Origin of the sequence: Limnohabitans sp. WS1, assembly GCF_003063265.1 — a bacterium.
In the GTDB taxonomy this organism is placed as follows: domain Bacteria; phylum Pseudomonadota; class Gammaproteobacteria; order Burkholderiales; family Burkholderiaceae_C; genus Limnohabitans_A.
This window is the reverse complement of record NZ_NERU01000001.1, coordinates 677,772-703,816: the sequence shown is the minus strand read 5'-3', so window position 1 is coordinate 703,816 and position 26,045 is coordinate 677,772. Positions and strand designations below refer to the sequence as shown.

Sequence of the window (26,045 nt, the reverse complement as noted above, 5' to 3'; positions counted from 1 at the left end):
GTGCCGTTCAATTCATCAGTTTTCTCATGTGTGTCTCCTGTGGTGGTGAAAGAAGCCGCCCCATGACGGTCAGTACGGAAAGGGCCAGAGTCGATAGGCCTTTTTGGTGATCTGGATGCGGTGCATCACGCCCTTGGGCTCGAAAAGCAGGAAAAGAATGATGACGGTGCCCAACAAGACGTTCATGGCGGCAAAGACAAAGTCTTGCCCCAATGAGGGCACCCATTGCATGAAGCTCGGGCCCAGACTGGTTACCCCCTCGCGGGCCAGCTGGATCATGACGGTGCCAATCAGCGCACCGACGATGGAGCCCAATCCGCCCACAATCATCATGGCGATCATCCAGATGGCATTGAAGAGCGTGAACTGCTCGATGGACACATGGCGCAAGGCCACCACCCACAGACCGCCCGCCACACCGGCAAAAAACGCGCTCACCAGAAATGCCCGGGCCTTGGTTGCGGCAACGGGTATGCCCATCATGCCGGCGGCCACATCATCGTCCCGCACGGCTTCAAAGCTGCGGCCATGGCGTGAGCGCACGATGCCAAAGGCCCCCGCCGTCATGATCAGCAGCACAGCGAATGAAAACCAGTAAATGGCGCGGTCGTTTTCGAGGGACAGGCCGAACACTGAAATGGATTCCACATGCAAGCCACCGGCACCGCCCAGCCAGGACTGAGGCAAATTCAGCACCAGAAAGTGGAACAAGGCTTGCGCTGCGATGGTCGTGAGTGCCAAGTAAAAGCCTTTGATGCGCGCCGCCGTCAAACCAAACATCACGCCAAACAGGGCCGCACCAGCGCCCCCGATCACCAGCGCCGCGGCCGCGTCCCATCCGGCCCCCATGGCCACAGCCGCGCCGTAGGCACCCACCCCCATGAACGCCGATTGCCCTAAGTTGATCTGCCCCGCATAGCCGGTGCAGATTTGCAGACCGATCACGGCCACCGCCGTGATGAAGGTGGTGTAGCCGATGCTGACCCAGCGGTCGGATGCCCACCATGGCGCAGTCGCCAAGGCCAGCACCACAAGCACAAGACTGGCCCATTGCGCGCGCGTACGAATCAGGGAGCGGTCGCCCGCATAGTTGGTAAAAAAAACGCCAGACGGGTCCATCACACACGCTCCACATGGCGCCAACCGAACAAGCCGGTGGGACGCACCAGCAAGATCAGCAGCATGAATACAAAAGGCACGATGGATGACGCAGCGCCACCGATCGCAGGATCAATATAAGCAGCCACCAAAGCCTGAACAATGCCCACAATGGCACCGGCCAAGATCAGCCCACCAATGGATTCCAGGCCTGCCAGCAAGGCCACAGGCAGTGCAGCCAGTGCCACATCCGCCGTTTGGACGGTGATGGAGCGGCCCGTGAGCAAGACGATGGCGCCCGCCGTGGCAATGACCGAGCCCATCATCCAGGCCAAGGTGACAGCACGCTTGACCGAGATGCCCAGCGAGATCGCTGTGGTGGGCTCTTCGGCCACAGCCGTCAGGGTCAGCCCCGCACGGGTGCGGTTGAAGAACCACGACATGCCCAAAGTCACCACCAAGGTCAGACAGGCACCGATCACCAGATTGGAGGGGAAGATCATGTCCCCCACGATCAGGGGAGCCGGTGGCAAGAGCACTGGAAAAGAACGGTCTGCAGGCCCCCAAACCACCAGCACGATGCCGCGAATCAGGATCACCAGACCAATGGTGACCATCACCATGGAAAAGACCGACTCCCCCACCAGCCGTTCAAAAAACAGCCGCTCGATCAGCCAGCCATAAACAATGGCGCACACGAAGGCCAATGGAATTGCCAGCCAGGGCGACAGGTCTGCACCGATGGTGAGTGTCCAGACCGCGTAGGCACCCAGCATCATGAGTTCACCCTGCGCAAAGTTGAAGACCTTGCTGGCCCTGTAAATGACCATGAAGCCCAGCGCCAGCAAGGCGTAGATCTGGCCTTGCAGGAACCCGTTGATGATGTAGTTGAAGAAGTCGATCATGGGTTCAGTTCTCCGAAATCCGCTGTGCGGCGATGCGCCCGACGGTGACATCCGCACGCAGCACACCCGTTCGTCCGTCTTGATAGCGGATCGGAATCTCGATGGCGGCCTGGGTCTGGTCTGCGTACATGGCATCGATCAAGCGGCCATAGCGCTGCTCGATGAAATCGCGTTTGAGTTTTCGGGTGCGTGTGAGTTCACCTTCGTCGGCATCAAGCTCCTTGGGCAAGTTCACAAAATGGGTGATGCGAGCCGCCTCTGGCAAGGTTCGATTGACCTGCGCGATTTCCGACGCGACCTGAGCCAACACCTCGGGACGCTGCGAGAGGTCGGTGAAAGTGGTGAAAGACACCCCCTTGCGCTCGGCCCAACGGCCAAAGACATCGCCGTCGATGTTGACCAGTGCCGTGACGCTATCGCGGGTGACATCACCCACCACCATCACTTCCCGGATGTAGGGTGAAAAGCGCAAGCGCACCTCGATGAACTGCTTGGAAAAGGTGTGCCCGCCCTTGAGGCTGCTCATGTGCTCGACACGGTCGTAATAGATCAGCTCGGTCTGTGTCGGCCCCTGCCCCACGGCATCACCGGTCTGAAACCATTCACCGTTCATCTTTTCGGCGCTCTTTTCGGGCTTTCCCCAATAACCCGCAAACCCAGCACCGCCACGCAACTCCAGCCCACCGGTGGGGGCCAGACGCCACTGCATGGGCTCGCCCCAGGCGCTGGGCAGGAGCACCAACTGGCCAATGGTTTCGGGATTGGCCTGATTGCCTTGGTGCACCGTGACCAGGCCGAATTCACTGCAACCGTAGACGTTGCGCAGCATCACGCCCATGGCGGCAAACAAACGAAAGATGTCGGGCGCGACGGCCGCGCCGCCGGTGAAAGCGATCTTGGCACGCTGAAGCCCCAGCTGATCACGCAGTGGCCGCAGCACCAGGGCATCGGCCAGTGGCAACAGCGCCCGCACCCACCACGGGCGTTGGGTGGTGTCCATCTGCTCGGCACGCGCCAAGCGACCGATGCGCAGGCCCCAGTCCACCACACTTTGCCGCCAGGGCGGAGCATCCAGCATGCGGGTATGCACCCGTGCTGCCAGGCTTTCCCACTGCCGTGGACCAAAAAACACCATCTCGCAGGCCAGCTCACGAATCGCTTCCTGAATCTGGTCCGGCCGCTCGGCAAAGCTCACCCGCATCGGGCGAATCAGGCCGAGGGTGACCCCCACCCACTGCTCCGTGGCCCAGGACAGCGGGATGTAAGACAGGTATTCACAGCCTTGAGGCAACTGAACCGACTGACCAATGAGGTCGGCGTTGTGCAGCATCGATGCGTGTGTCGTGATCACCCCTTTGGGCGCTCCGGTCGTGCCCGAGGTGTACAACAACAAAGCAATATCCTTGCTTTGTCCCTGAGCGATGACCTGCTCAAACCAGGCTGCATCTTCCGACTTGGCGGGTCGGGCCGGGGCCTTGAAAGCATCCCACCCCAAAAGGCCATCTTGCCGATAGGACCAGAGCCCGCCCGACTCCCACCACACCACGGTGTGCAGGCCGGTGTAGCGTGACATCAAAGGCAGTACCTTGTCGACCTGCTCCTGGTCTTCTGCAAACACGCACACCGCCTGCGCGTCCTGCACCACATAGTCCACTTCGGTTTCGGTCGCGTCCGGGTACAAGGCAACGACCTTGGCTCCTATGGCCTGAGCCGCCCATTCCGCCCAATACAGTTCGGGGCGGTTTTCACTCATCAACACCACGGTCTGGCCGCGCTGCACGCCGCGTGCACGCAGACCCAGGGCCAATTCGCGCACCTCGTCGCGCACATCGGCCCAGCTGAATTCTTTCCAGATGCCATCGCGCTTGTGCCTTTGCGCCACCTCGTCGGGGCGGGTGGCGGCGTTGTGCAGCAACCATTGCGGCAAGGTCTGCGGGAATAGCTTGTCTGCGCTCATGCGTGCACCCCCAGATAAGCGGCAATCACTTGCTCGTCTTGCTGCACATCAGCTGGACTGGCGTCGGCAATCTTGCGGCCGAAATTGAGCACGATCACCCTGTCGGCAATGTCCATCACCACGCCCATGTCGTGTTCCACCAACACCACCGGAATCTGACGCGACTCTCGGATGTCCAGAATGAAACGGGCGAGGTCTTCTTTTTCTTCCACGTTCATACCGGCCATGGGTTCATCCAGCAGCAGCATGCGCGGCTCCATGGCCAGCGCCCGTCCCAGATCCACCCGCTTGCGCATGCCATAACCCAAGGTCCCCACCGGGTGGTGCCGCAGGTGTTCGAGCTCCAAAAAATCCAGGATTTCTTCGGCCACGGCGCGGTGCGCCAGCTCTTCCCGGTGCGCAAACGGGTAATAGAAAAAAGCGGTGGTCAGTGAGCTTTTCATGTGCATGTAACGACCCACCAGGATGTTGTCGAGCACGCTCATGTGAGGCAGCAAGTGTGTGCCCTGGAAAGTACGGGCCAGGCCTGCTTGCGCCACACTGTGCACCGGCCAGCGCCCGATGTCCTGGCCCTCAAAACGCACAGAACCTTGGCTGGGGCGGTAAAAGCCGGACAGCACATTCAGCAAAGAACTCTTGCCAGCCCCATTGGGACCAATGAGCGCCACCAGCTCTTGATGGCCAATGTCGATCGAGATGTTGGCCAGCGCGGTCACACCGCCAAACTTGAGCGTGATATCCCGAGCCTCCAGCATGGGCGAATGGCGCTGCGCATCAGTCATGGGCTTGTGACTCCTGGCAAAGGTGTGAACCGGGGTGCGGCATGGCTGCGTGTCGCACCCGAGGGGGTCCGGGTCAGTGTGCTGCGAGCGACGTTGTGCGGATGAAGGGCTGCTTCATCGAGAGACAAGACAGGAGCAAAGCAAGCGTCGGTGCCCTCCAAAAACGCACACCAGTGCTGTCGCGACTGCGTCAGAAACAAGGCCGTCATGCGGGCTTTCAAAACGGGCCAGTCCTTGACGTCGTATTGCTTGTCCAGCGGAACGTCCGACAAACCGAGCTTGTTCATCAGCAGTGCGTAGAACTGCGGCTCCAGTGCCCCCAGAGTGATGTGGCCACCATCGGCGCAGCGGTACACATCGTAAAACGGTGAATCGTGAAAAGCGCTGGGCTTTTCTGTGCCGAGCTGGCCGCTGTCATGGATCCAGTGCGCAAGGCCGCCCAGCATGGCCACGATGTCCACAATGGCGGCATCCACCACGCTGCCCTGACCGGTGGTGCGGGCCGCCAGCACCGCGCTGACCAGGCCAAACGCCAGGCCCAGCGCACCACTGGCATCACCCACCACCGTGGGCGGCACCACAGGCCGCTCACCGCGGTGCGCTGACAAGGCCAACAAACCCGTCAGCGCCACATAGTTCAAATCGTGTCCGGCCGCTTGCGACAAAGGTCCGCTTTGCCCCCATCCAGTGATGCGGCCATACACAATGCGTGGGTTGACGCGGGCGCACTCGGCAGGCCCCAATCCCAAGCGCTCCATCACGCCCGGGCGATTGCCCTCAATCAGCGCATCGGCCTGTGCCACCATGGCCAGCGCATCGAGGCGAGATGCCTCTTGTTTCAGGTCCATGCGAACGACCGTCTTGCCGTCATGCATGGGGTTGTCGCCACCGCCCGCCAACTGCGCGGCGACCACCCCCTGCTGTGGCCGGGCAATGACGGTAACTTCGGCACCCAGGCCAGCCAACATGCGTCCAGCCAGCGGGCCTGGCCCAATGCCTTCAAACTCGACGATGCGCACACCGACCAGCGGGGCATTCAACTGCGCGCTCATGTACCCAGCCTCCGGGCGATCAGGTCTTTCATGATCTCGGTGGTGCCGCCGTAAATGCGCTGGATGCGTGCATCCGCGTACAGGCGGGCTATGGGGTATTCGGCCATGTAACCGTAGCCGCCAAACAGCTGCAGGCACTCGTCCGTCACCTTGCCCTGTTGCTCGGTGCACCACCACTTGGCCATGTAGGCCGCTTCGTTGTCCAAGGTGCCATCCAGCATGCGCTGCACGCAGTCGTTCACAAAGCTGCGCACAACGTGGGCCAGCGTGGCGCACTCGGCCAGCTTGAAACGCGTGTTTTGGAAGTCAAAGACGCTCTGCCCAAAAGCCTTGCGGTTGCGCGTGTAGTCCACCGTCAGTTCCAGCGCTTTTTCAATCACGGCAGCGGCAGGCACGGCCAGCAACAGGCGTTCATAAGGCAGCTGGCTCATCAGTTGGCGAAAGCCCAGGCCCTCTTGCTCGCCCAACAGTTGGTCGGCATCGACACGAACGCCATCAAAGAACAGCTCGGCCGTGTCCGAGGCATGTTGACCCAGTTTTTCCAGACGTCGGCCCACCCGAAAGCCTGGCAAATTTTCGGTCTCAAGAACCATCAAAGACACACCACCACTGCCCGCACCTCCGGTGCGCACCGCCACCACCAGCAAGTTGGCGATGTAGCCGTTCGTGATGAAGGTCTTGGCGCCGTCGATCACGTACTGATCGCCCTGCTTGACCGCCTTGGTGCGCAACGCTTTCAGGTCGGAACCACAGCCCGGCTCGGTCAAGGCGATGCCAGCGAACAGCTCGCCACTGACCAGCTTGGGCAGCCAGCGCTGCTTTTGTGCCTCGGTCCCGTAGTCCAGGATGTAATGCACGGCAATGGAGTGCACCGCCGTGTTGGCAGGCACCTCAGCGCGGGCCAGCTCGTCCTGTACCACCAATTGGTAGGCCAGGTTGGCCCCGGCACCACCGTAGATCTCGGGCAGCTCGGGGAGCAGGAAACCCAGTTCGGCAAAGGGCCGCCAGACCTCGCGCGGGATGAAGCCCTGGCGACGCCACTCGTCCATGTGCGGCACCAATTCGCGCTCGATGTAGCGCCGTGCCTGATCCCGGAAAGCCTCGATGTCGGCATCCATCCAGGCGTGGCGGTGCAACTGGGGCAGCATGTTCATGGCCTCAGATCCCCGTCAATCCACCGCTGCACATCAGTGTCTGGCCGCTGATGTAGTCGGACTCGGGAATGCACAGCAGGTACACCGCGCCAGCAGCTTCGTCGGGCGACCCCCCACGCCCCAGCGGAATCATGCGCTCCATGGCGGCCATGAGGTCGGGGTTGACCCCCACCTTGATGTCGCGGCCATCGATGTTGGCGGTCGAGTCGCTTTCGGCGCTCACGGTCAGGCGGGTCTTGATGAAGCCGTAGGCCACGCAGTTGACCGTGACATTCATGCGGCCCCACTCCTTGGCCAGCGTCATCGTCATGCCCGTGATACCGGCTTTGGCCGTCGAATAATTGGTTTGCCCGGCATTGCCAAACAAACCGGCGACCGAAGAAATGTTCACCACTTTGCGCACCACGGTCTGACCAGCGTCTTTTTCTTGCTTGGACAGTGCACGGATCACCGGTTGCGCGGCGCGCAGAATGCGAAACGGCGCGGTCAGATGCACGTCCATCATGGCGTACCACTGCTCGTCGGTCATCTTCTGCACCACGTTGTCCCAGGTGTAGCCCGCGTTGTTGACGATGATGTCCAAGCCTTTGAATTCACTGACCGCAGTGCCCACAAAGCGTTCGGCGAAATCAGGTGCGGTCACGCTGCCCACGCAGGCGACGGCCTGACCGCCAGCTTTGCGGATTTCATCCACCACTTCCTGAGCAGGTGCTGCGTCCAGATCATTGATGACAACGCGCGCGCCTTCAGCGGCCAGCTTGAGTGCAATCGAGCGGCCGATGCCACGCCCCGAACCGGTGATGAGCGCAACTTTGCCTTCGAGTTTTTTGGTCATGACTGATATTCCTTTTGTTTTCTTCAGGCCAGGGCCACAATGGCCTCGCCCATGATCTTGTTTTGTCCAAACTGGTTGGACGAAGTCAATGCGATGCGGGCACAGGCCTCGCCATCGAGCTCCATCAGTTCCACCACTTCTCCCGTGCAGGTGATGGTGTTGCCCAAATGGGTGATGCCCGCGAACCTTGCGTCGTATTGGCGCAACTGCCCTTGGGGAATCCACTGCGTGATCAGCCGCCCCAGCCAGGCCATGCCCAGCATGCCTTGCGCAAACACATCGGGCATGCCCGCACGACGGGCAAAGTCGATGTCGATGTGGATGGGGTTGTGGTCGCCCGAGGCCCCGCCAAACAGCGCCAATGTGGTGCGGTTGACCGGTCCGAGTTGCAATGCGGGCAGCTGGTCGCCCACGCGAATGTTGGATGGCATGTTTTTTCCCTCTTGTTTCAATGACGCACGACCAAAACCGTTCGCATCTGGGCCACGAGTTCGTCCTTCTGGTTGGTTGCACGCGAATCCTTGACAACAAACTCCAGCTTCCCGCCTTTTTTGTCGTAAATGTCGGTGATGGTCGACTGGACATTCACCGTGTCGCCCGCACACACCGGCTTGAAGTAACGAAACGATTGCTCACCGTGCAGCAGCTTGGTCAGGGGAATGTCCAGATCCATCAAAAGCTGGTCGTTCGCGCCGCTGTCGAGCTCGGCTGCAAACATGAAGGTGGGCGGTGCGGGCAGATCGGGGTAACCTGCCGCCTGGGCCGCAGCCGGATCGGTGTACACCGGGTCTTGTTCGCCAATCGCTTTGGCAAAGAACTGCAGGCGTGTGCGGTCCATGTACAGGCTGGACGGCTTGAGCTGGTAGCCGATGAATTTCTTGTCGATCATGCGGAAGTCCTTTCATAAAGGGTGACCACACAGGCGCCCCCCAAACCCAGGTTGTGTTGCAGGGCGATGCGAGCGCCTTCGACCTGCCGTTTGTCGGCATGGCCGCGCAGTTGCTGAACCAGTTCCGTGCATTGCGCCAGCCCCGTGGCCCCCAGCGGGTGGCCTTTGGACAGCAAGCCACCAGAAGGGTTGGTCACGAACTTGCCGCCGTAGGTGTTGTCTCCGTCTTCGACGAACTTCTGGGCACCACCGCGCTCGCACAAGCCCAGCGCCTCATAGCTGAGCAATTCGTTGTGGGCAAAGCAGTCATGCAGCTCGACCACTTGAATATCCTGAGGGCCGATGCCCGCTTCTGCATAGACCTGATCGGCACAGGCCTTGGCCATGCTGGAGCCCACCACTTCCCGCATGTCGCGGGCCTCGAAAGTGACGGGCGTGTCGGTGGTCATGGCCTGAGCCCGAATGCGCACGGCCGTGCTCAGGCCATGCTGGCGGGCAAAGGTTTCCGAACACACGATGGCAGCTGCTGCGCCACAGGTGGGCGGGCAGGCCATCAGTCGCGTCATGACACCGGGCCACATCACCGGGGCGTTCATCACCTCTTCTTCGGTGACCACTGTGCGAAACAGCGCCAGGGGATTGTTGGACGCATGGCGGCTGGCCTTGGCGCGGATCTTGGCGAATGTGCTCATGGGCGTGCCAAACTCTTCCATGTGGGCCAGACCTGCGCCGCCGAAATAACGCAGCGCCAGAGGAATTTCGCTACGGCCAACCAGGATCTGCGTGGCATCGTCAAAGTGTTCGAAGGGGCTGGGCCGGTCAGCAAAGACCGTACCCAAGGCACCTGGGTTCATTTGCTCAAAACCCAGCGCCAGCACGCAGTCGGCCGCGCCACTCATCACCGCCTGACGCGCCAGAAACAGCGCAGTGGAACCGGTGGAGCAGTTGTTGTTCACGTTGACGACGGGGATGCCCGTCATGCCCACTTCGTACAGGGCGCGCTGCCCGGCGGTGGAGTCGCCATACACATAGCCCACATAAGCTTGCTGGACTTTGGCGTAGTCCAGACCCGCATCGGCCAGAGCGGCTTTGACAGCCTTGGAGGCCATTTGGGGGTAGGGCTCACTGGCCCCGGGCTTGGTGAACGGCACCATGCCGACCCCTGCTACGCACACCACATTTTTCATGCCCAGTCCTTTGCACTTGATGGATTTCAAGCCGACTTTTTCTGCCCGCTCGCATGGCTCAAATGCTAGACTCAGCAGTACCTCATCGCGATAGCTTGTCACCTCAAGACAATGGCAAAAGACCTCAACTTCACACAACCCCGGGAAAACCCGGGGGCCTATATTGCCCCTGTCTTTGTGTTCGGCTTGCTTTCAGGCCTCGAAGGCAAGGATGTCGATCTGGATGGCTATTTACGTCAGGTCGGGATTGACCCCAAAGCCCTACGGACCCCCGGCGACCGTGGGGTTACCCCCATCCAGTACGCAGCGCTTTTTTATGCATTGATGCACGACTTGAAAGACGAATGCCTGGGCCTGTTCTCCCGGCCTTTCAAGCCGGGCAGCTTCGCGTTGACCGCGCGCGAGGGCCTGTCTGCGCCAGACCTTCGGCGTGCGCTCAAACGCATGAGCTCGGCGCTTAACCTACTGCAAGACGACATTGTTTTCTCCTTGCAAGTGAACCATCAAGAAGCGGGCTTGCACATGGCACCAGCCAACCCGGCCCGAGACATCCCAGTTTTTGCGCAAGAGACCATGGTGCGTGTCCTTTGGCGTCTGTCAGCATGGCTTTTGAATTCGCCCTTGCCGATCCGGCACTTCGATTTCGCCTACGCCGACCCCGGTCACCACGAGATGTACCAGTTCATTTTTCCAGCCACTCGGCGTTATCAGCAAGACGCTTTCGGTTTCTGGTTTGGAATAACGGAACTGCAGACCCCTGTGAGCAGGGACGAGCCTGCGCTGCGCACCTTCCTCACCGATGCCTACACCCAAATCATTTCGCCCCCCCGCCATTTTGGCCACACCGGGCAGAAAGTGCGCAACTGCCTGATGAGCAGTTACCCCCGATGGCTGACTCTGGAAGAAGTGGCCGACAAACTGCACACCTCTTCCTCCAGCCTCCAGCGCCACCTGACGGCGGAGCACACTTCCCTGCAATGGCTCAAGGATGATCTGCGACGCGACTTGGCGATCTCAAGGTTGTCGTCATCCAACGTGTCCCTGGTGCAACTGGCCAGCGAGCTGGGTTTCAGTGACAGTCCCACTTTTCAGCGAGCATTCAAACGCTGGACGGGTCAGCCTTGCAGTGTTTACAGGCGCAATTGAGCGTTTCATTGGCTTCGACCTGTGAATGACCGCTACCAGCCTCAAGCCGACCCTAAAAAATTGACGGCACCCCAATTAGGGTGGCTAACTGATTCAGGCCTGCAGCCGCCGTTGACCTATTCCCAAGATGACCCCACATCTTCACATCTTCCTCAAACCGGTTACGCGATCCGCCAGAGCCATGACATCCAGCGTGCAGGCGGTGCCACCACCCGCGCGAACCCGTGGGTTGGACAGCGAACAGACCGCGGGCAGTTTGGGCGCTAACTTGACTCACCCTTTGCTCATTGGAGTGTGAATGTCCCAAACGAACATCCCAATCAAGGCGTGGTGGGGATTGTTCAAACAGGTTGCCAACGCCTGGCTTAACGACTATGTGCCGAGCATGGGGGCTGCATTGGCCTACTACACCCTGTTTTCGTTGGCACCGCTGCTGCTGATCGTGGTGTCGGTGGCCGGTCTGGTGTTCGGTGAGGACGCCGCTCGCGGTGAGATCCAGGCGCAGCTGAAGGACCTCATGGGTGATGTCGGTGCGGATGCCGTTCAGGGCCTGTTGAGCAGCGTGCGCGAACCCACCGAGGGCCTGACGGCGACCGCTGTGGGCTTGGTGTTGCTGTTCGTCGGTGCCACCACGGTGTTTGCCGAACTGCAAGATGCGCTCGACCGCATCTGGGGTGTGCCGGAACGCTTGCGCAAGAGCGGCTGGCTCACGCTCGTTCAGGCCCGTTTGATGGCATTCGGCATGATCCTCGCCTTGGGGTTTTTGCTCATCGTGTCGCTGGTCACCAGTGCCATGTTCGCGGCCATGGGCCGAAGCCTCGACCCCTTCTTCGGCGGCTGGCAGGGTGTTGTGCAGGCGGGCAATGCGATCGGTGGCTTCCTGCTCGTGGCCACCATGTTCGGCCTGATCTACAAGGTCATGCCTCGCCAGCGTGTGCGGGTCTCCGATGTCTGGCTCGGCGCTTTGATCGCGGCCTTGCTGTTCACGGGCGGCAAGTTCCTGATGGGCGCCTACATCGGCCGCAGCGGTGTGGCGTCGGGTTTCGGCGCGGCCGGCTCGCTCGTGGTGGTGCTGTTGTGGGTCTACTTTTCAGCCCAGATCTTGTTGGTGGGTGCAGAGTTCAGCTGCGCCTATGCCCGGACGTTCGGTTCTCACAAGACGCCCGAGCCACTGCTGAAGCTCGATCATTCAACCTTGTAGGCGTGGCGCATTGAGCCTTGTACTTTTTATCCACCTACTTTGGCTTTGGGCTGAATGACCCACTTGCAGCGATTGCAGTCATCGATCGTCGCAAGCTGAACTTCAGCTATGGGCTAAAAGCAGCAAATGTTTTCGATCATGAGACCGAGACGATCAGGCTAACCACGCCTTGATTCTGCTGTTCATTTTTTCAGCCGAAATACCATACCGGTCATGCAAGGTTGGCAAAGCGCCTGCATCCAAGAAAGCGTCGGGCAGAGCCAAGATTCGAAATTTGGCAGGTATCACTCTTTCACGCATCAGCAAACTGGCCACCGCCTCGCCCAAGCCTCCCACGATGGAGTGGTTCTCGGCCACCACCACAAGACGACCCGGCTTGCGCACTTCGCCAATGATGGCAGCTTCATCCAAGGGCTTGATAGTCGGGCAATGCATGACTGCCACATTCACCTTTTCCGCCTCGAGTTGCTTGGCAACTTCGAGTGTGCGCATCGTCATGAAGCCGCTGGAGATCACCAAGACATCCGAGCCCTCGCGTAGCATCTTGGCTTTGCCCAATTCAAACTTGTAGTTGTATTCGTCCAGAACCATCGGCACATTGCCACGCAACAGACGCATGTAGACCGGTCCTTGGTGCTCGGCAATTTGCGGCACAGCCTGTTCAATGTCCAGCGCATCGCAAGGGTCCACGATGGTCATGCCAGGAATGGCACGCATCATGGCGAGATCCTCCGTGGCTTGATGGCTGGGGCCATAGCCGGTGGTCAGTCCGGGCAAGGCGCAGCAAATCTTCACATTCAGGTTTTCTTCGGCAATCACTTGGTGAATAAAGTCATATGCGCGGCGCGTGCCAAACACTGCATAAGTCGTGGCAAATGGCACCAATCCCGTCTTGGCCATGCCACCCGCAGCGCCCATGAGCAGCTGCTCGGCCATGCCCATCTGAAAAAAGCGTTCAGGGTAGGCCTGTGCAAACAAGTGCAGGTCGGTGTATTTGGCCAAGTCTGCCGTCATCCCGACCACTTCAGGATGATCAACTGCATAGGCAACCAGTGCCTTGCCAAAGGGGGCTGCCTGCACCCGCTGACCATCACTCGCGATCGAAGCGATCATGGCCGAGGTGGTCAGTCGGGGCTTTTTGTCGGTCACAGTATTCATCTCAAGGGCCTTAGGGTTGATTTGCATCCAAGATGTCCAGCGCCAATTTCCACTCGGGCGGATCCACACGAATAAAGTGATTTTTTTCGCGTGACTCCAGGAAGGGCACGCCCTTGCCCATCAATGTGTCGCACAGGATCACCCGGGGCTTGGCATCGGGCAGTGCACGCGCCGTGTCAAAGGCGCGCAACACCGAGGGCAGATGATTGCCATCCACACGCTGAACGTGCCAACCAAAAGCTGCCCATTTGTCTGCCAGTGGCTCGAAACCCAACACCGCAGTGGATGGACCATCTGCCTGTTGGTTGTTGATGTCAACCATGCAGATCAGATTGCCTAAGCCGTGGTGTGCAGCAGACATGGCCGCCTCCCAGACCGAGCCTTCATCCAGCTCACCATCTGACATGGAGTTGTAGACAAATGCAGGGCTCTTTTGGTGACGCAGTCCGAGTGCGATGCCCACCGCAATTGGAAGCCCCTGCCCAAGTGACCCCCCCGAGATTTCCATGCCAGGTGTGTAAGTGGCCATTCCGGACATGGGCAAGCGGCTGTCGTCGCTGCCGTACGTTTCCAGTTCGGATTCGGGAATGATCCCAGCCTCAATCATGGCTGCATAGTTTGCAATGGCGTAATGGCCATGAGAGAGCAAAAATCGATCACGATCAGACCAATCGGGGTCTTGGGCGCGGAACTTCATGGCATGACCATAGGCCACCGCCAGTACGTCGGCATAACCCAAAGCCTGACCAACATAGCCCTGACCTTGGACCTCGCCCATTCGCAATGCGAATCGGCGAATACGGTAAGCGCAGCGCGCCACTTCTAGCAAACGATCATTGCTCACTGACATGATGTCTCCGGAGGGTCAATGCGGTCATTTCAAAATGACTGCGGGAACGTATGAAACCAGAATCAAGACACCAAAGGCCACCACATAAAACGGCACCATGGCGCGCACAGTTTCGCCCACTTTGACCCTGGCCAGAGAACTGGCGATGAACAAGGTGGTGCCCACAGGTGGGGTGTAAAGTCCAATGGCTAAGTTGACCACCATCATGATGCCCAGTTGCACCGTGTCCATGCCAATCGCTTGCGCCAAGGGTAGGAAAACGGGGGTCAGCAGCAGGACGGCGGCAGGCAGGTCAATGAACATACCCAAGAACAGCATCATGGCGTTCATCAGCGCGATAACGACCCACTTTTCGTTCACGTTTGCCTGCACCCACTGCACGATGTGTTGCGGCATCTGGTCAAAGGTCAGCAACCAGCCAATGGCCGCTGAGGCCATGATGACCATCAGCACCACACCCGTCGCCAAACCGGCCTCGAGGATGGCGTGGTGCAAACGCCGAATCGTCATGTCGCGATAAATCACCAGGGACACCAAGCCGGCAAAGAGAGTGGACAACACCGACACCTCGGTTGGCGTGGCGATGCCGAAACGCAAAAATACGATGATCAATATCGGCAATGCGATGGCTGGAATCGAATACACCAAGTTGCGCCGAAACTCTGCACGGTCAGTCGGTGCAGTCTCGCGCGGTAAGTTGTCACGCTTGCCCACATACCAGCAAGCCGCCATGAATCCGCCGCATAAGATCAGGCCAGGCAAGATACCTGCGTAAAACAAGGCCCCGATCGACGCGTTCGCACTCATTGCATACAAAATCATGGGGATCGACGGTGGGATGATGATGTCTATGGTGGCCGCCGACGCCAGCGAGGCCGCCGAAAAAGGCATGGGATAACCCAGCCTGCGGTGCCAGGGCATGACCAAGGATCCAATGGCCGATGCATCGGCCACCGCTGAACCTGACACGCCACCAAACAAAGTCGACGACAACACGCTGACCTGAGCAGGTCCACCGTGCCAACGTCCGACCAAAACCGTCAAAGTGCCCACGATGGCCTGGCCGAGTTTGCCCCCCATCATGAGCGAACCCGTGAGCATGAAAAATGGAATGGCGATCAATGGAAAGCTCTGCACCTGCGCCACCATTTGCTGGACCAGCAGGTCAAACGGAACCCGGTCACTGCTGACCGCAGCGGCCATTGCCGCTAACAAAATGGCGTGTGCAATGGGCATGGCCAATGTTGCCGCACCCAAAAATACAATCAAAATCAATAAAGTCATGGTGCTTATCCTTGCGCAGCTTGCGCCCCTGGCTCTGAACTGTCCCGCACCACGCGCACACCACGCCAAGCCCTAGAGACGGATTGGATTGCAAGCAGCACCAGCATCCCCATGCCTACCATCAGACAACCGTAAGTCACCGATGTCGGGATGAGCAGAATAGGCGTTTTCTCGTCGTGCACGATTTCAAGCATGTTCCAAGTTGCGCGAACCAGCACCGCGTACAACACAGCGACAGCGCTCCAAGCTACGATATCAATCACACGTTTTACCGTAGGCCTGACTGACTCCACTAGGAACACCGTTGCGATGTGCGAGCCTTTTTCGGCGGCTAAAACGACACCGGACATGACCAACCAAGGAAACAACAACTCGGGAACCTCGTTGGCCCATTGCAAACTGGTGCCGAATGCATAACGAAGCAAGGTGTTGATCGTCAAGATCAAGAAAATTGAAACCATCGTCACCCACAGCACGAAGCTGCAGATGACCACGATCGCCCGTTCAAGCGCGTTGCGCTCGACTAAGACTGCGGTCATGAATGAATCTCCAAAATGACCCGCTGCGGTGGCCAGCACCGATGCGGGTCGTGAACATGGCAATAGCGCGTTGAAGTCAGCCGTTTATCCTGCACTTGTGGTCAATGCATTTTTCAGTGCCGACTATTTTTATGCTGCTTATTTGGCGCGCGCAGCGGCCACGACTTTCTTCACAAACGGGCCGATAGGGCTCGCTTCCCACTTAGCCACTACAGGTGCAGTGGCCTTTTCAAATGGGGCTTGGTCCACTTTGTCGATTTGTACGCCTTTGGCCTTGAGTTCTACAAACATCTTGTCATCGGCTTCTTGTGCCAATTTACGTTGAAGCGCAGTCGCTTCATTGGCGGCTTCCTGAACAATCTTTTTATCGCCATCAGAAAGCTTGTCCCAAGCACGTTTGCCAATCAAGAAGGGCGTCATCTCGTACTTGTGCCCGGTCAGCGAGATGTACTTTTGCACTTCGTACAACTTGCCTGCTTGAACGTTGACCAGTGGGTTTTCCTGCCCATCCACTACCCCTTGTTGCAGTGCAACGTACAGTTCTGACCACTTGATCTGTTGTGCCTCGGCACCCACGCTTTGCATGATGTCCACAGTCACAGAATCCGGTGGGGTGCGCATTTTCAGGCCCTTCAAATCCTCGGGCTTCAGCAGTGGGCGTTTGTTGTTACTCATGTGGCGGATGCCGTTGTCCCAGTAACCCAAAACAACCAAGCCTTTTTCGGCCGATTTTTGAGCCAACTCTTTGCCAGTGGGGCCATCCATTACCTTCCAAGCTTGTGCTTGGCTAGAAAACAGGAATGGCATGCCGAATGCAGCGTACTCGGGCACGGCATTTGCCAATGCACCCTGTGAGTTGGCCGACATATCGAGCGCACCAGTGCGCAGGGCGGTGACCATGGCGGCGTCATCACCCAACTGAGAGGCGGGGGCCACAGTCACTTCGATGCGGCCATTGCTCTTAGCCTTGGCCACCTCAGCAAACTTCAAGGATGCCGTATGGCGCGGGTTGTCGATCGCCGTGCCATGGCCCAACGTCAGTTTTACGGCCTGTGCCTGGGCCATTGAAGTGGCAGCGAGCAATGACGCCAGCAACAGGGTACGGCGGAATGTATTTAATTTTTTCATGATGTCTCCTAGGTTGAAATGAACCACGGCGATGCCGTGATGGTGGGTGAAATCTGAATCAGTGGATCAGCATGCCGCCGTTCACATCGAGCGTGATGCCTGTGCAGTACTTGGACAGGTCGCTGGCAAGAAACACGACGCAACCGGCGACGTCGTCCGGCTCGCCAATGTGGCCCAGAGGAATACCATCCAGAATTGCCTGACGCTTGTCGTCGGGAATCTTGCCCTTGTTGATGTCGGTGGCGATAAGGCCGGGAGTGACACAATTGACGCGGATGTTGCTGCCGCCAAACTCGCGCGCCATCGCACGGGCCAGGCCGAGCACACCGGCCTTGGCAGCCGAGTAATGCGGGCCACCCAGAATGCCGCCACCGCGCTGCGCGGACACCGACGAAATGCAGACGATGGAGCCGCTTTTTTGCGCTTGCATGACCGGCAGCACAGCTTGCGAGGCGTAAAGGGTGCCGCGCAGGCTCACGTCGAGGATGCGGTCGTAATCCGCACCAGTGATGTCCAGGAATTTCACTGGCTGGGTGATGCCGGCGTTATTGACCAGAATATCGATGCGCCCGTACTTCTCCTGGATACGGGCCACGGCCACTTCACAGGAAGCCTTGTCCGTAACGTCGGCAACCAAGCCCAGATGCTGATCACCGAGTTGCGCTGCAGCAAGCTGTGGGTTGGCCTGTTCAAGGTCGAGGATCACGACTAGGGCACCTTGCTTGGACATCATTCGTGCTGTTGCAAATCCCAATCCATTGAGGCCGGCGCCGCCGGTGATAACTGCTACTTTGTCTTTTAACAACATTTTTGTCTCCTGTGATGAACCGCTGAATGCTTGCGGGTGGTGCAATTTTGCAGATCCCCCATCCTGAACGCAAACGACATAAGTTCATTCATTCTTTAATTTAATTCATGCGGCACTGCAGCAAAATGATGCCTTGGTCAACGCCGCGAAAACAGGTAGTCATGAACTTCCTTGACCATGGCTTCAATAGGCTGGGCTATATCCAGCGTGATGGCCTGCTCGTCACAACAGGGTGGCTCGAGCGTGGCCAACTGGCTGTCGAGCATTGCCGCCGGCATGAAGTGCCCCGTTCGCAATGACAGGCGTTCGGCGATCAATTCCCGGGAGCCCTCGAGCATCACGAACAGGATGGGCTCCCCAGCCATCAAGACCAGCCGCTCCCGGTAAGACCGGCGCAGGGCAGAACATGCCGCCACTGCCATGCCCGCTCTCTTGCCCTTGACCGCCAAGGCGTCAGCCAAGGCATCAAGCCAGGGCCAACGGTCGGCGTCGCCCAAGGGAATGCCTCGGGCCATCTTGTTCTTGTTTGAAGCCGGATGAAAGTCGTCCGCATCAAGGAAAGGTTTTCTCAAGTGCTTGGCGAGTGATGTGCCCAAGGTGCTCTTGCCGCAACCGCAAACGCCGATCACCACGATCAGCCGTGTAGCAGGCTTTTCTAATGCAGCCCGTGGGTTTTGTGTGGCCGATGACAACTGCTCACCCAAGGCTCGTTCAAACTGCGACATCACTGCTTCTCCTCAGCTGAATTCCTGCGCCTGAGCTCAAGAATCAAGGCGCTGTGGTCGAGTTCGCCGTGCCCGTGATCGACGAGGTCGCGGAACAGCGAATCGGTCAACGCGAGCATGGGTAGTTCAAGTGACAGTTCCTGGGCCAATTCGATCGCCGCCTGGGTGTCCTTGATTTGATTGATCGCGGTTCCCCCAGGGACAAAATCGCCTGAAATCATGCGGCGGCCATGCAGCTCCAGAATTTTGGACTGGGCGAATCCGCCGAGGAGTGCTTCGCGCACCTTGGCCGGATCGGCACCGCCACGCTCGGCCAAGAGCAAGGCCTCTGCCACGGCCACGATGGTGCTGGCCACCGTCAGCTGGTTGGCGAGCTTGGTTAATTGACCCGTACCCGTGGGACCCATATGAAGAGGGCGCCCCATGGCTTCGAACAAAGGCCGTGCGCGCGCCACATCAGCGGCTTCGCCGCCAACCATGATGGACAGCGTGGCAGCCTTGGCACCAACCTCGCCCCCAGAAACCGGCGCGTCAAGATAGCCCACTCCGAGCGCCCGTGAACGGCGCGCGTGATCCTTGGCGGTTTCGACCGTGAGGGAACTCATGACGATCAGGAGACAGCCTGGCCTCATTGCAAAAAGGCCGCCAGTCTTTGGCGCGAACAAGAGCTCCTCGCAAACATGCCCGGAGTTCAACATGACCACTACCCCGTCTTGACCGGTGCAGGCCTCGGCCGCACTTGAAGCGAGACGGACACCATGCTCGGCCAGCGGCATGGCCTTTTCCATGCTTCGGTTGTAGGCAGTCACCTGGAACCCGGAAGCAGCGAGATGTCGAGCCATGGGCGCGCCCATGATGCCCGTTCCGACAAAGCCGACTGTGCGGATCGCTTCGTTCACAGCTAATCCTTAAGTTGGAACCGGGCTCAAACGTTGAAGCGTTCTCACAGGCCGTTCTACTTGAACGTGCTCCGACAAGATGGCCCGAAACTTGTCCACATGCGGGGTTTTCAGGTGCTCTTCAAAGGCTTGCCGTGACTGGTAGACCTCATAGAACAAAACCCCGTTGGGATGGTCCGACGAGCGAAGCACGTCGAACTGAAGGCAACCCGGTTCTTTGGCGAGCGAGCTCTGCGCGTCGTCGAATGCATGGGCCAAGAAGACCTCAAGCATTCCTTCTTTGACCACAAACTCTGCGAGGACCACAAAGACCGGTATTGCCGGTCGGAGGTGTGCTTGCTGCGTCATGATGAGGCCTTCTAAATAAAGCCTTAGCGGCCCATCGTGCGTGTGTATTCCCGGCGGAAATCGACGACATCCAGGTTGTCGACCAGTTCGACGTCGGAAAAACACACGGCCGTGTCTTTCGCCACCGGCTTGATGAGCTTGACCTTGTGCGCAAGGCCAATGGGCAAGGCATCAAGCGCAAGGCTCTTCGTGGCCGGGATCGCGTTGGCCCAGACGGCAAATCCACCTTCGCCGTCGAGCATGTCGCCGGCTTTCAGATTGGTCTTGGCGGTGGCCACTGCGTCTGCGCGGAATTCCCTGGAGGTGCCGGTGGGTTCACCACGGAGCACCGCAGATAAAACGCTCACGCTGGTTTCCAGTCCGATCAAATGGAAGGGCCGCCACATTGAGGCATACCAGCCAGACTTGTCGGTCAGCAAGCCGTACTGCTTGAAGCATGCACGGGTGTACTCGTCCGGCGCCTTGAAAGTTACGAACATGCCGAAGCGAATGTTGTTGAGTACCTCGCGCCCATCGGGCTCCTGGCTTGCTGCGATATCGATCAGGCCGCTGCGGGCCAGACGACCACCTTCAGAGGCTGGCTTGAAAACGTTGGCAAGATCATGCAAACCGGCGGGCGGGAAGGCCAGGCCGTTGTCTGGGCAGTCGAGCCCAGTTCCGTTGGCAACGGCAGCCATCTCGATGGCCGCCTTGGTTCCGTCGGTAAAGGAGTTGTACATCTGGGGGTTGAAGTCGCCCGCCTTGACTTCTTCTTCCGTCCAGCCAAAAAACCCCCAGACCGTGTCGGGTGTCGAATAGCGGTAGCGCGGCTCGAAGTTCATGCCCTTGCCAGCAGCGGTCAGCTCAAAGCCGCAGGAGCGCACCCAGTCGATCAGTTCGCAGATGAAGGCCGGCTGGTCGCCGTATGCCATGGAATACACCACCCCTTTGGCTTTGGCCCGCGCAGCCAGCAGGGGGCCGCACATCACATCAGCTTCAACATTGACCATCACAACGTGCTTGCCGCCCTCGATCGCTGCCAGGGCATTGCGCACACCGGCGATCGGGTGGCCGGTGGCCTCGATGATGCACTCGATGCCTTCAAACTCGGCTAGGGCCGCCCCGTTATCCACGATGCAAGTTTGGCCCGACTTATAGGCTTCGCCCAAAGTCTTGGCGCTGTACTGTGACTCGTCCCAGCCCACGCGCTTAAGCGACTCACGGGCTTTGGCCACGTTTAGATCGGCGACGCCAACCACGTGGTAGCCGGGAATATGCCTAGCTTGAGCGAGCATCATGGAGCCAAACTTACCGGCACCAATAATGCCAACCCGGACAGGACCTTTTTCTGCCACGCGCTTTTGAAGCAGTGTCGCCAAATTCATATTTATTCCTTTTTCGGATATTTCAAACGGGTTTTAAATCTTTGAATAGCGAAAGTCTGCGTTCGCGTATTCTTTGAATAAATCGAGATCGATGAATTTATTAAAAATCTCGGAAGATTAGAAATAAATCGGTTAACGATTTAGTGGATGTGATGCTAAGTCTCTGCAAAGCCGACGTCCATTGACATAAAAACCCGATTCATTAAGAAAAACTTAACGGTTCGACTGTGTACAGCCCTGTCGTACGCGCTTGCGCTCCACCGGATACCCTTGAAGGACATGAACAGTCGAGACTTGCCGCCTCTGACTCAAAACCTCAGCCCGTGTCTTAAACGGCACCTTGCCAGGTTGCCCGCTCCTGGCGCAGCCAGTCGAGAAACAACTGGACTTTGGCCTTCCGCAGGTGGTCATATGGGCATACCAGCCATTGCGTCGTGAGGGTAATCGCTGGAGGCTTGCTAATCGGGCACACCAGCGTGCCCTCACGCAGTTCCCGCCACATCATCAGATTACTCTCGAGCGCGATGCCAAGGCCATCGACCGCAGCGTCGATCGCCATGTGGCTGCGGTCTAAAAGTAGCCGCTCGCCCTTGAGACTCGTTTCCACGCCCAACGAGGCAAACCACTGAGACCATTGCAATTGCGCCTTGACCGAAAAAATCAGCCGGCGGTGCGGGAGTTCTGCCAACTCCAGCGTGCCGGCGGCTGCATAACTTGGGGCACACACCGGCATGAAGTTTTCTTCGGCTAGGCCCTCGACAAAGACACCCGGCCACTGCCCCTCGCCGTGACGAATTTCGATATCGACGGCTTCACGGCTGAAGTCGGTCGGTTCCGTGGTGGCGTTCAGGCGAAAGTCCACATCAGGATTGGCGTTAAGAAATCTACCCAGCCGCGGCAAGAGCCACTTGCTGCCCAAAGTGGGTGTGGTGCGCACGGTCAGTGCCGTTCGCGACCGAAATCCGCGAATCCTTTGGGTCGCCTCGCCAATACGCTGCACGTCCGGCGCAATCATTTCAAAGTAGCGCTCACCGGCCTCGGTCAGTGCGACGCCGCGACCTGCTTTCTTAAGCAAAGTCGTGCCCAAGTGCAATTCGAGCACATGAATCTGCTGGCTCACAGCCGAAGTGGTCACAAACAACTCAGCAGCGGCCTTGGTCAGGCTGCAACTGCGTGCCACCACTTCGAATACGGCGATTGCTCGCAAAGGTAAGGTCATCTTCGTCCGTGGGTTAACTTCATCAGTGAATATCAAGGATATACCTTTAAATCTGACATTCGAGAAAGACGCAGGATCATCTCTGATAACCTTAGAGCGCAATGTCGATACAGCAATCGAGTCCGATTTCCTTCAGTTTCATTCAGCCCCGCTTCATTCAACTGCCATGATCCCGCCTCTTTCTGCCCTGCAGGCCTTTGAAGCCATTGCCCGGCGTAAAAGCTTTTCGCTGGCCGCAGAGGAGTTGCATCTGACGCCTTCTGCCGTCAGTCACCAGGTCGCCAAACTCGAGAGCATTCTGGGCGTGCGTCTTTTCGAGCGCTCGGCCCGGGGCGTCGAGCTCACCCCTAGAGGTCGGCAATATCTGGAGCGTGTGGCGAGCGCTCTGGGCGCCATCAACACTGCGACCGAAGACTTACGCCATGGTGTGCAGGACACCCTGTATGTGCACAGCAGCCCCAGCTTTGCCAGCTTGTGGTTGATGCCACGCATAGGCAAATTCACCGAGCGGCACCCGAACATCTCGATGATGCTGTCAGCCTCGCATGTGCATTCGGACTTCCAACTCGGTCAGATGGACGTCGACATTCGCTACGGGCTACCGAACTGGCCGAATCTGGAGGTTGAACCGATCTTTACAGAAAAAATCCTGCCTCTGGCCAGTCCAGAATTCATCCGCATCCATCGCTTGCACACGACTTCCGACCTGCTCCGTGTACCGCTGATCCAATCCAGCGTTAGCGTAGTGCAATGGCCCGAATGGTTTGCACGCTTTGCCGGTGACCAACGACCTGAACGCATGGGCCTGCGTTTTGACCGTGCAATGATGAGTCTTGATGCCGCCGTTCAAAGCCTAGGCGTGGCTCTGGAGAGCACCAGCATCGGCAGCCCCCTGATCGCCAGTGGCCGATTGCAACCTGTCTTTGGAGAACAAATGTGCATGGAAGTCCAAGCCCACTTCGTGGTGTACCCGGAACGCCACGCCTCAAAGCCTGAAGTACGCAGCTTTATGGCCTGGCTACGGGACGAAGTTCAACCGTCTCGGTAAAAAAGTTATTGAATTGAAACTTTGGCCCTGCCTGAGGGCCGCCCCGATCATGGTTGAAAACCTTTCATGAAGGCGTGAGTTTTCTTCGCTTGTGTTGATGTGGCCTGCCCGTAAAAATCTCGGCCACGACATTGAAACCAACGGAGACTGGCGCCTGGCTTTGCAGCACGGCAGCCGCAGCCCATGAGCTCACACCCACAAAATGCCCTGGCCCACGCCATCCGTTTTCTCTCGATCGACGCCATCGTACGCGCACAAGAAGGGCATCAGGGTGTACCGCTGGGCATGGCAGAGATCGCCACCGCGCTTTACACACGTCACCTCAAATTCAATCCCTCTGAGCCCAACTGGTTTGACCGCGACCGCGTGGTGCTTTCCAACGGACATGGCTCGATGCTGTTGTATTCGCTGCTGCACCTGACGGGATATCCAGACTTTCCGATTGAAGAAATCCAGCGCTTTCGCGAGCTGGGTTCGCACTGCGAAGGTCATCCAGAACGTAACACGGCCATCGGCATCGAAGTCACCACAGGCCCGCTGGGTCAGGGCATTGCCAACGCCTTCGGCATGGCCGTTGCCGAGGCGTATTTGAACGCTCACTTTGGTCGTGATTTGGTCAATCACCACACCTATGCGTTTGTGGGCGACGGCTGCCTCCAAGAGGGCGTGGGCCAAGAGATGATTTCGCTTGCAGGCCATCTGAAATTGAGCAAGCTGGTGCTGTTGTGGGACGACAACCAGATCACTGACGACGGCAGCACCGACTTATCCATCAGCGAAAACGTGGCTGCGCGCTTTCGCGTAGCGGGCTGGCATGTGGTTGAGGTAGATGGCCATGACATCGAGGCGGTGTCTGCAGGACTGGATGCCGCACGCGCGGATTCTCGACCGTCCATGCTAGCGTGTCGCACTGTCATCGCTAAGGGTATTGCCCGCCTTCAGGGCCAACGGGGCGGCCACAGCGGTCGCTTGTTTGCAGAAGATGCCCAGGCCGCACGCGACTTGCTGGGCTGGACGCAAGGTCCGTTTGAAGTGCCCAGTGATGTTCAGCAGGCTTGGCGAGCTGCTGGTCAACGCAGTAACGACGAACACGTCGCATGGCAAGCGCGTGTGGCAGCATTGCCTGAAGACAAGCGCGCTGAATTTGAACGCGTGATACGCGGTGAACTACCTAGTAATTGGCAGCAAGTCTTGCTGGACTTCAAAAAAAATGCCCTGCAAGCACCACCATCACCCAGCGGCATATTCATCTCAGCCGAAATCAATGACCTGCTGACCCCCGTTTTCCCGGAGCGCATGGTTGGCTGCGCCGACTTGGAAGCACCCACCAGCCACAAGCGAGGCCTAACGGCTTTCACCGCAGACGATCGCAGTGGCTCATATGTGCATTGCGGCGTGCGTGAGCATGTGATGGGCTCAATGGCCAACGGCATGGCGGCGCACGGCGGTGTGCTGCCGATATCGGTGACCTATCTGGCCTTTGCCGATTACCAGCGACCCGCCATGCGCATGGCGGCACTCATGGGGCTTCCAGTCAAATTCGTGTTCAGCCACGACTCGATAGGGATCGGCAAAAACGGTCCCACACATCAGCCGGTAGAAATTCTGTCTTCGCTACGCGCCATGCCCAACATGCTGGTCATGCGCCCTGCCGACGCAGTTGAAGCAGCGGAGTGCTGGGAAGCGGCATTGGCTCACAGCACGGGTCCAGTCAGTCTGATCTTTGCACGGCAGTCGCTACCCTTGGTACGCACCATTCACACACCTGCCAACCTGGCAAGTCGCGGGGGATATGTGCTTCATGAAAGCGCCTGCGGCACGCGTCGGGTCACGCTGCTGGCTACAGGCTCTGAAGTAGCGCTGGCTGTGGCTGCTCGCGAACAGCTTGAAGCTGATGGGATTGCCACTGCTGTGGTCTCTCTTCCCTGTTGGGAACTGTTCAACGCGCAAGATGATTCTTATCGCAAAAGCGTACTGGGCTGTGGTGTACGGGTGGGCGTTGAGGCCGCTGTGCGCCAAGGCTGGGATGCTTACCTTGGGCTCGATGGCGGCTTTGTGGGCATGACCGGCTTTGGAGCAAGTGGGTCGGCCGAATCCCTTTACAAGCTATTCAAAATTACCCCCGAAGCGGTGGCAACCAAAGCCATTTCTTTGCTGAAGAATTGAACAGGTCTTAGGATTGGATTTGTCTTTACTGAAAGGCAACTCTCGCTCTACGAATTCCATGGGGTCTGAAGTGCGGTCGACCGCTATGGGTCGAAAGCGGCCCTTGGTTTGCTTGATGGCGAGTGCCTGGAACCAGCTTCAAGCCGACCCTAAAAAATTGACGGCATCCCCATTTTGGACGGCTAACTGATTCAGGCCGGCAGCTGTCGTTGACCCACTCCCAAGATGACCCCACATCTTCCTCAAACCGGTTACGCGATCCGCCAGAGCCATGACATCCAGCGTGCAGGCGGTGCCACCACC

The 26,045-nt window shown here is 58.5% G+C and carries 25 protein-coding genes; 4 read left to right on the top strand and 21 right to left on the bottom strand.

Annotation, left to right across the window (positions count from 1 at the left end):
* Positions 1 to 69: 69 nt before the first annotated feature.
* Genes B9Z48_RS03365 through B9Z48_RS03320 form a run of 10 tightly spaced genes read right to left on the bottom strand, consistent with a single transcriptional unit; the run spans position 70 to position 9,859 of the window.
* Positions 70 to 1,119, bottom strand: a complete 1,050-nt coding sequence (locus tag B9Z48_RS03365) for a branched-chain amino acid ABC transporter permease (protein WP_089961377.1) — start codon at positions 1,117 to 1,119, stop codon at positions 70 to 72.
* Positions 1,119 to 2,003, bottom strand: coding sequence for a branched-chain amino acid ABC transporter permease (locus tag B9Z48_RS03360; protein ID WP_089961380.1), 885 nt, complete (start codon positions 2,001 to 2,003; stop codon positions 1,119 to 1,121). Before B9Z48_RS03360 ends, B9Z48_RS03365 begins: the two co-directional genes overlap by 1 nt.
* Positions 2,004 to 2,007: 4 nt before the next feature.
* Positions 2,008 to 3,960 carry a long-chain fatty acid--CoA ligase gene (locus tag B9Z48_RS03355; RefSeq protein WP_089961385.1) on the bottom strand — a complete coding sequence of 651 codons (1,953 nt, stop codon included), beginning with the start codon at positions 3,958 to 3,960 and terminating at the stop codon, positions 2,008 to 2,010.
* The gene (locus B9Z48_RS03350) at positions 3,957 to 4,742 is read right to left on the bottom strand and encodes an ABC transporter ATP-binding protein (protein ID WP_228769320.1); all 786 of its coding nucleotides are present in this window, start codon (positions 4,740 to 4,742) and stop codon (positions 3,957 to 3,959) included. Before B9Z48_RS03350 ends, B9Z48_RS03355 begins: the two co-directional genes overlap by 4 nt.
* Complete coding sequence (locus B9Z48_RS03345) at positions 4,739 to 5,794, bottom strand: CaiB/BaiF CoA-transferase family protein (protein ID WP_089961386.1); 1,056 nt, start codon at positions 5,792 to 5,794, stop codon at positions 4,739 to 4,741. The genes B9Z48_RS03350 and B9Z48_RS03345 overlap by 4 nt, the downstream gene beginning before the upstream one ends.
* Positions 5,791 to 6,942 (bottom strand): acyl-CoA dehydrogenase family protein, encoded by a 1,152-nt coding sequence (locus B9Z48_RS03340; protein ID WP_089961507.1) that lies wholly within the window; start codon positions 6,940 to 6,942, stop codon positions 5,791 to 5,793. Before B9Z48_RS03340 ends, B9Z48_RS03345 begins: the two co-directional genes overlap by 4 nt.
* A gap of 10 nt (positions 6,943 to 6,952) precedes the next feature.
* A complete protein-coding gene (locus B9Z48_RS03335; protein ID WP_089961390.1) occupies positions 6,953 to 7,783 on the bottom strand; it encodes an SDR family NAD(P)-dependent oxidoreductase in 831 nt (276 codons plus the stop codon).
* Between the two features lie 23 nt (positions 7,784 to 7,806).
* A complete protein-coding gene (locus B9Z48_RS03330; protein ID WP_089961510.1) occupies positions 7,807 to 8,214 on the bottom strand; it encodes a MaoC family dehydratase in 408 nt (135 codons plus the stop codon).
* Between the two features lie 17 nt (positions 8,215 to 8,231).
* Positions 8,232 to 8,672: a MaoC family dehydratase N-terminal domain-containing protein gene (locus B9Z48_RS03325; RefSeq protein ID WP_089961393.1), complete on the bottom strand. Its 441-nt coding sequence runs from the start codon at positions 8,670 to 8,672 to the stop codon at positions 8,232 to 8,234.
* Complete coding sequence (locus tag B9Z48_RS03320; protein ID WP_089961515.1) at positions 8,669 to 9,859, bottom strand: lipid-transfer protein; 1,191 nt, start codon at positions 9,857 to 9,859, stop codon at positions 8,669 to 8,671. Before B9Z48_RS03320 ends, B9Z48_RS03325 begins: the two co-directional genes overlap by 4 nt.
* Before the next feature lie 111 nt (positions 9,860 to 9,970).
* On the opposite strand from B9Z48_RS03320, the gene B9Z48_RS03315 reads away from it, so the two are divergent.
* Together B9Z48_RS03315 and B9Z48_RS03310 are read left to right on the top strand one after the other, a co-directional pair.
* Positions 9,971 to 11,005: an AraC family transcriptional regulator gene (locus tag B9Z48_RS03315; protein WP_089961396.1), complete on the top strand. Its 1,035-nt coding sequence runs from the start codon at positions 9,971 to 9,973 to the stop codon at positions 11,003 to 11,005.
* Between the two features lie 298 nt (positions 11,006 to 11,303).
* Entirely contained in the window at positions 11,304 to 12,206 is a 903-nt protein-coding gene (locus B9Z48_RS03310; protein ID WP_108377115.1) for a YihY/virulence factor BrkB family protein, read from the top strand.
* Between the two features lie 153 nt (positions 12,207 to 12,359).
* Here B9Z48_RS03310 and B9Z48_RS03305 read toward each other — a convergent pair whose 3' ends face one another.
* From B9Z48_RS03305 to B9Z48_RS03255, 11 genes are all read right to left on the bottom strand, one after another.
* A complete protein-coding gene (locus B9Z48_RS03305; RefSeq protein ID WP_089963914.1) occupies positions 12,360 to 13,364 on the bottom strand; it encodes a transketolase family protein in 1,005 nt (334 codons plus the stop codon).
* 10 nt (positions 13,365 to 13,374) lie between these two features.
* Positions 13,375 to 14,214 carry a transketolase gene (locus tag B9Z48_RS03300; protein ID WP_089963912.1) on the bottom strand — a complete coding sequence of 280 codons (840 nt, stop codon included), beginning with the start codon at positions 14,212 to 14,214 and terminating at the stop codon, positions 13,375 to 13,377.
* A gap of 24 nt (positions 14,215 to 14,238) precedes the next feature.
* A complete protein-coding gene (locus B9Z48_RS03295) occupies positions 14,239 to 15,498 on the bottom strand; it encodes a TRAP transporter large permease (RefSeq protein WP_089963910.1) in 1,260 nt (419 codons plus the stop codon).
* A gap of 5 nt (positions 15,499 to 15,503) precedes the next feature.
* A complete protein-coding gene (locus B9Z48_RS03290) occupies positions 15,504 to 16,037 on the bottom strand; it encodes a TRAP transporter small permease (protein WP_089963909.1) in 534 nt (177 codons plus the stop codon).
* A 138-nt stretch (positions 16,038 to 16,175) separates the two neighbouring features.
* On the bottom strand, positions 16,176 to 17,165 hold the full coding sequence (locus tag B9Z48_RS03285; protein WP_089963907.1) for a TRAP transporter substrate-binding protein: 990 nt from the start codon (positions 17,163 to 17,165) through the stop codon (positions 16,176 to 16,178).
* A gap of 58 nt (positions 17,166 to 17,223) precedes the next feature.
* Complete coding sequence (locus B9Z48_RS03280) at positions 17,224 to 17,973, bottom strand: SDR family NAD(P)-dependent oxidoreductase (RefSeq protein ID WP_089963906.1); 750 nt, start codon at positions 17,971 to 17,973, stop codon at positions 17,224 to 17,226.
* A 137-nt stretch (positions 17,974 to 18,110) separates the two neighbouring features.
* Positions 18,111 to 18,698: a gluconokinase gene (locus tag B9Z48_RS03275; protein WP_108377114.1), complete on the bottom strand. Its 588-nt coding sequence runs from the start codon at positions 18,696 to 18,698 to the stop codon at positions 18,111 to 18,113.
* Positions 18,698 to 19,597, bottom strand: coding sequence for an NAD(P)-dependent oxidoreductase (locus tag B9Z48_RS03270; protein WP_089963903.1), 900 nt, complete (start codon positions 19,595 to 19,597; stop codon positions 18,698 to 18,700). The genes B9Z48_RS03275 and B9Z48_RS03270 overlap by 1 nt, the downstream gene beginning before the upstream one ends.
* A gap of 9 nt (positions 19,598 to 19,606) precedes the next feature.
* Positions 19,607 to 19,945, bottom strand: a complete 339-nt coding sequence (locus B9Z48_RS03265; RefSeq protein ID WP_089963902.1) for a putative quinol monooxygenase — start codon at positions 19,943 to 19,945, stop codon at positions 19,607 to 19,609.
* 23 nt (positions 19,946 to 19,968) lie between these two features.
* A complete protein-coding gene (locus tag B9Z48_RS03260) occupies positions 19,969 to 21,309 on the bottom strand; it encodes an NAD(P)H-dependent oxidoreductase (protein ID WP_089963900.1) in 1,341 nt (446 codons plus the stop codon).
* Positions 21,310 to 21,637: 328 nt separating this feature from the next.
* The gene (locus tag B9Z48_RS03255) at positions 21,638 to 22,528 is read right to left on the bottom strand and encodes a LysR substrate-binding domain-containing protein (protein ID WP_089963899.1); all 891 of its coding nucleotides are present in this window, start codon (positions 22,526 to 22,528) and stop codon (positions 21,638 to 21,640) included.
* A 166-nt stretch (positions 22,529 to 22,694) separates the two neighbouring features.
* Between B9Z48_RS03255 and B9Z48_RS03250 the strand changes: the two genes are divergently transcribed.
* Entirely contained in the window at positions 22,695 to 23,576 is an 882-nt protein-coding gene (locus tag B9Z48_RS03250) for a LysR substrate-binding domain-containing protein (RefSeq protein WP_089963897.1), read from the top strand.
* Positions 23,577 to 23,759: 183 nt separating this feature from the next.
* Positions 23,760 to 25,742 carry a transketolase gene (gene tkt / locus B9Z48_RS03245; protein ID WP_089963896.1) on the top strand — a complete coding sequence of 661 codons (1,983 nt, stop codon included), beginning with the start codon at positions 23,760 to 23,762 and terminating at the stop codon, positions 25,740 to 25,742.
* Positions 25,743 to 26,045 lie beyond the last annotated feature (303 nt).

Bases quoted from the DNA above. Each gene is read 5' to 3' on its own strand.
- B9Z48_RS03365 (WP_089961377.1), bottom strand. From the start codon at position 1,119: ATGGACCCGTCTGGCGTTTTTTTTACCAACTATGCGGGCGACCGCTCC.
- B9Z48_RS03360 (WP_089961380.1), bottom strand. From the start codon at position 2,003: ATGATCGACTTCTTCAACTACATCATCAACGGGTTCCTGCAAGGCCAG.
- B9Z48_RS03355 (WP_089961385.1), bottom strand. From the start codon at position 3,960: ATGAGCGCAGACAAGCTATTCCCGCAGACCTTGCCGCAATGGTTGCTG.
- B9Z48_RS03350 (WP_228769320.1), bottom strand. From the start codon at position 4,742: ATGACTGATGCGCAGCGCCATTCGCCCATGCTGGAGGCTCGGGATATC.
- B9Z48_RS03345 (WP_089961386.1), bottom strand. From the start codon at position 5,794: ATGAGCGCGCAGTTGAATGCCCCGCTGGTCGGTGTGCGCATCGTCGAG.
- B9Z48_RS03340 (WP_089961507.1), bottom strand. From the start codon at position 6,942: ATGCTGCCCCAGTTGCACCGCCACGCCTGGATGGATGCCGACATCGAG.
- B9Z48_RS03335 (WP_089961390.1), bottom strand. From the start codon at position 7,783: ATGACCAAAAAACTCGAAGGCAAAGTTGCGCTCATCACCGGTTCGGGG.
- B9Z48_RS03330 (WP_089961510.1), bottom strand. From the start codon at position 8,214: ATGCCATCCAACATTCGCGTGGGCGACCAGCTGCCCGCATTGCAACTC.
- B9Z48_RS03325 (WP_089961393.1), bottom strand. From the start codon at position 8,672: ATGATCGACAAGAAATTCATCGGCTACCAGCTCAAGCCGTCCAGCCTG.
- B9Z48_RS03320 (WP_089961515.1), bottom strand. From the start codon at position 9,859: ATGAAAAATGTGGTGTGCGTAGCAGGGGTCGGCATGGTGCCGTTCACC.
- B9Z48_RS03315 (WP_089961396.1), top strand. From the start codon at position 9,971: ATGGCAAAAGACCTCAACTTCACACAACCCCGGGAAAACCCGGGGGCC.
- B9Z48_RS03310 (WP_108377115.1), top strand. From the start codon at position 11,304: ATGTCCCAAACGAACATCCCAATCAAGGCGTGGTGGGGATTGTTCAAA.
- B9Z48_RS03305 (WP_089963914.1), bottom strand. From the start codon at position 13,364: ATGAATACTGTGACCGACAAAAAGCCCCGACTGACCACCTCGGCCATG.
- B9Z48_RS03300 (WP_089963912.1), bottom strand. From the start codon at position 14,214: ATGTCAGTGAGCAATGATCGTTTGCTAGAAGTGGCGCGCTGCGCTTAC.
- B9Z48_RS03295 (WP_089963910.1), bottom strand. From the start codon at position 15,498: ATGACTTTATTGATTTTGATTGTATTTTTGGGTGCGGCAACATTGGCC.
- B9Z48_RS03290 (WP_089963909.1), bottom strand. From the start codon at position 16,037: ATGACCGCAGTCTTAGTCGAGCGCAACGCGCTTGAACGGGCGATCGTG.
- B9Z48_RS03285 (WP_089963907.1), bottom strand. From the start codon at position 17,165: ATGAAAAAATTAAATACATTCCGCCGTACCCTGTTGCTGGCGTCATTG.
- B9Z48_RS03280 (WP_089963906.1), bottom strand. From the start codon at position 17,973: ATGTTGTTAAAAGACAAAGTAGCAGTTATCACCGGCGGCGCCGGCCTC.
- B9Z48_RS03275 (WP_108377114.1), bottom strand. From the start codon at position 18,698: ATGTCGCAGTTTGAACGAGCCTTGGGTGAGCAGTTGTCATCGGCCACA.
- B9Z48_RS03265 (WP_089963902.1), bottom strand. From the start codon at position 19,945: ATGACGCAGCAAGCACACCTCCGACCGGCAATACCGGTCTTTGTGGTC.
- B9Z48_RS03260 (WP_089963900.1), bottom strand. From the start codon at position 21,309: ATGAATTTGGCGACACTGCTTCAAAAGCGCGTGGCAGAAAAAGGTCCT.
- B9Z48_RS03255 (WP_089963899.1), bottom strand. From the start codon at position 22,528: ATGACCTTACCTTTGCGAGCAATCGCCGTATTCGAAGTGGTGGCACGC.
- B9Z48_RS03250 (WP_089963897.1), top strand. From the start codon at position 22,695: ATGATCCCGCCTCTTTCTGCCCTGCAGGCCTTTGAAGCCATTGCCCGG.
- tkt (WP_089963896.1), top strand. From the start codon at position 23,760: ATGAGCTCACACCCACAAAATGCCCTGGCCCACGCCATCCGTTTTCTC.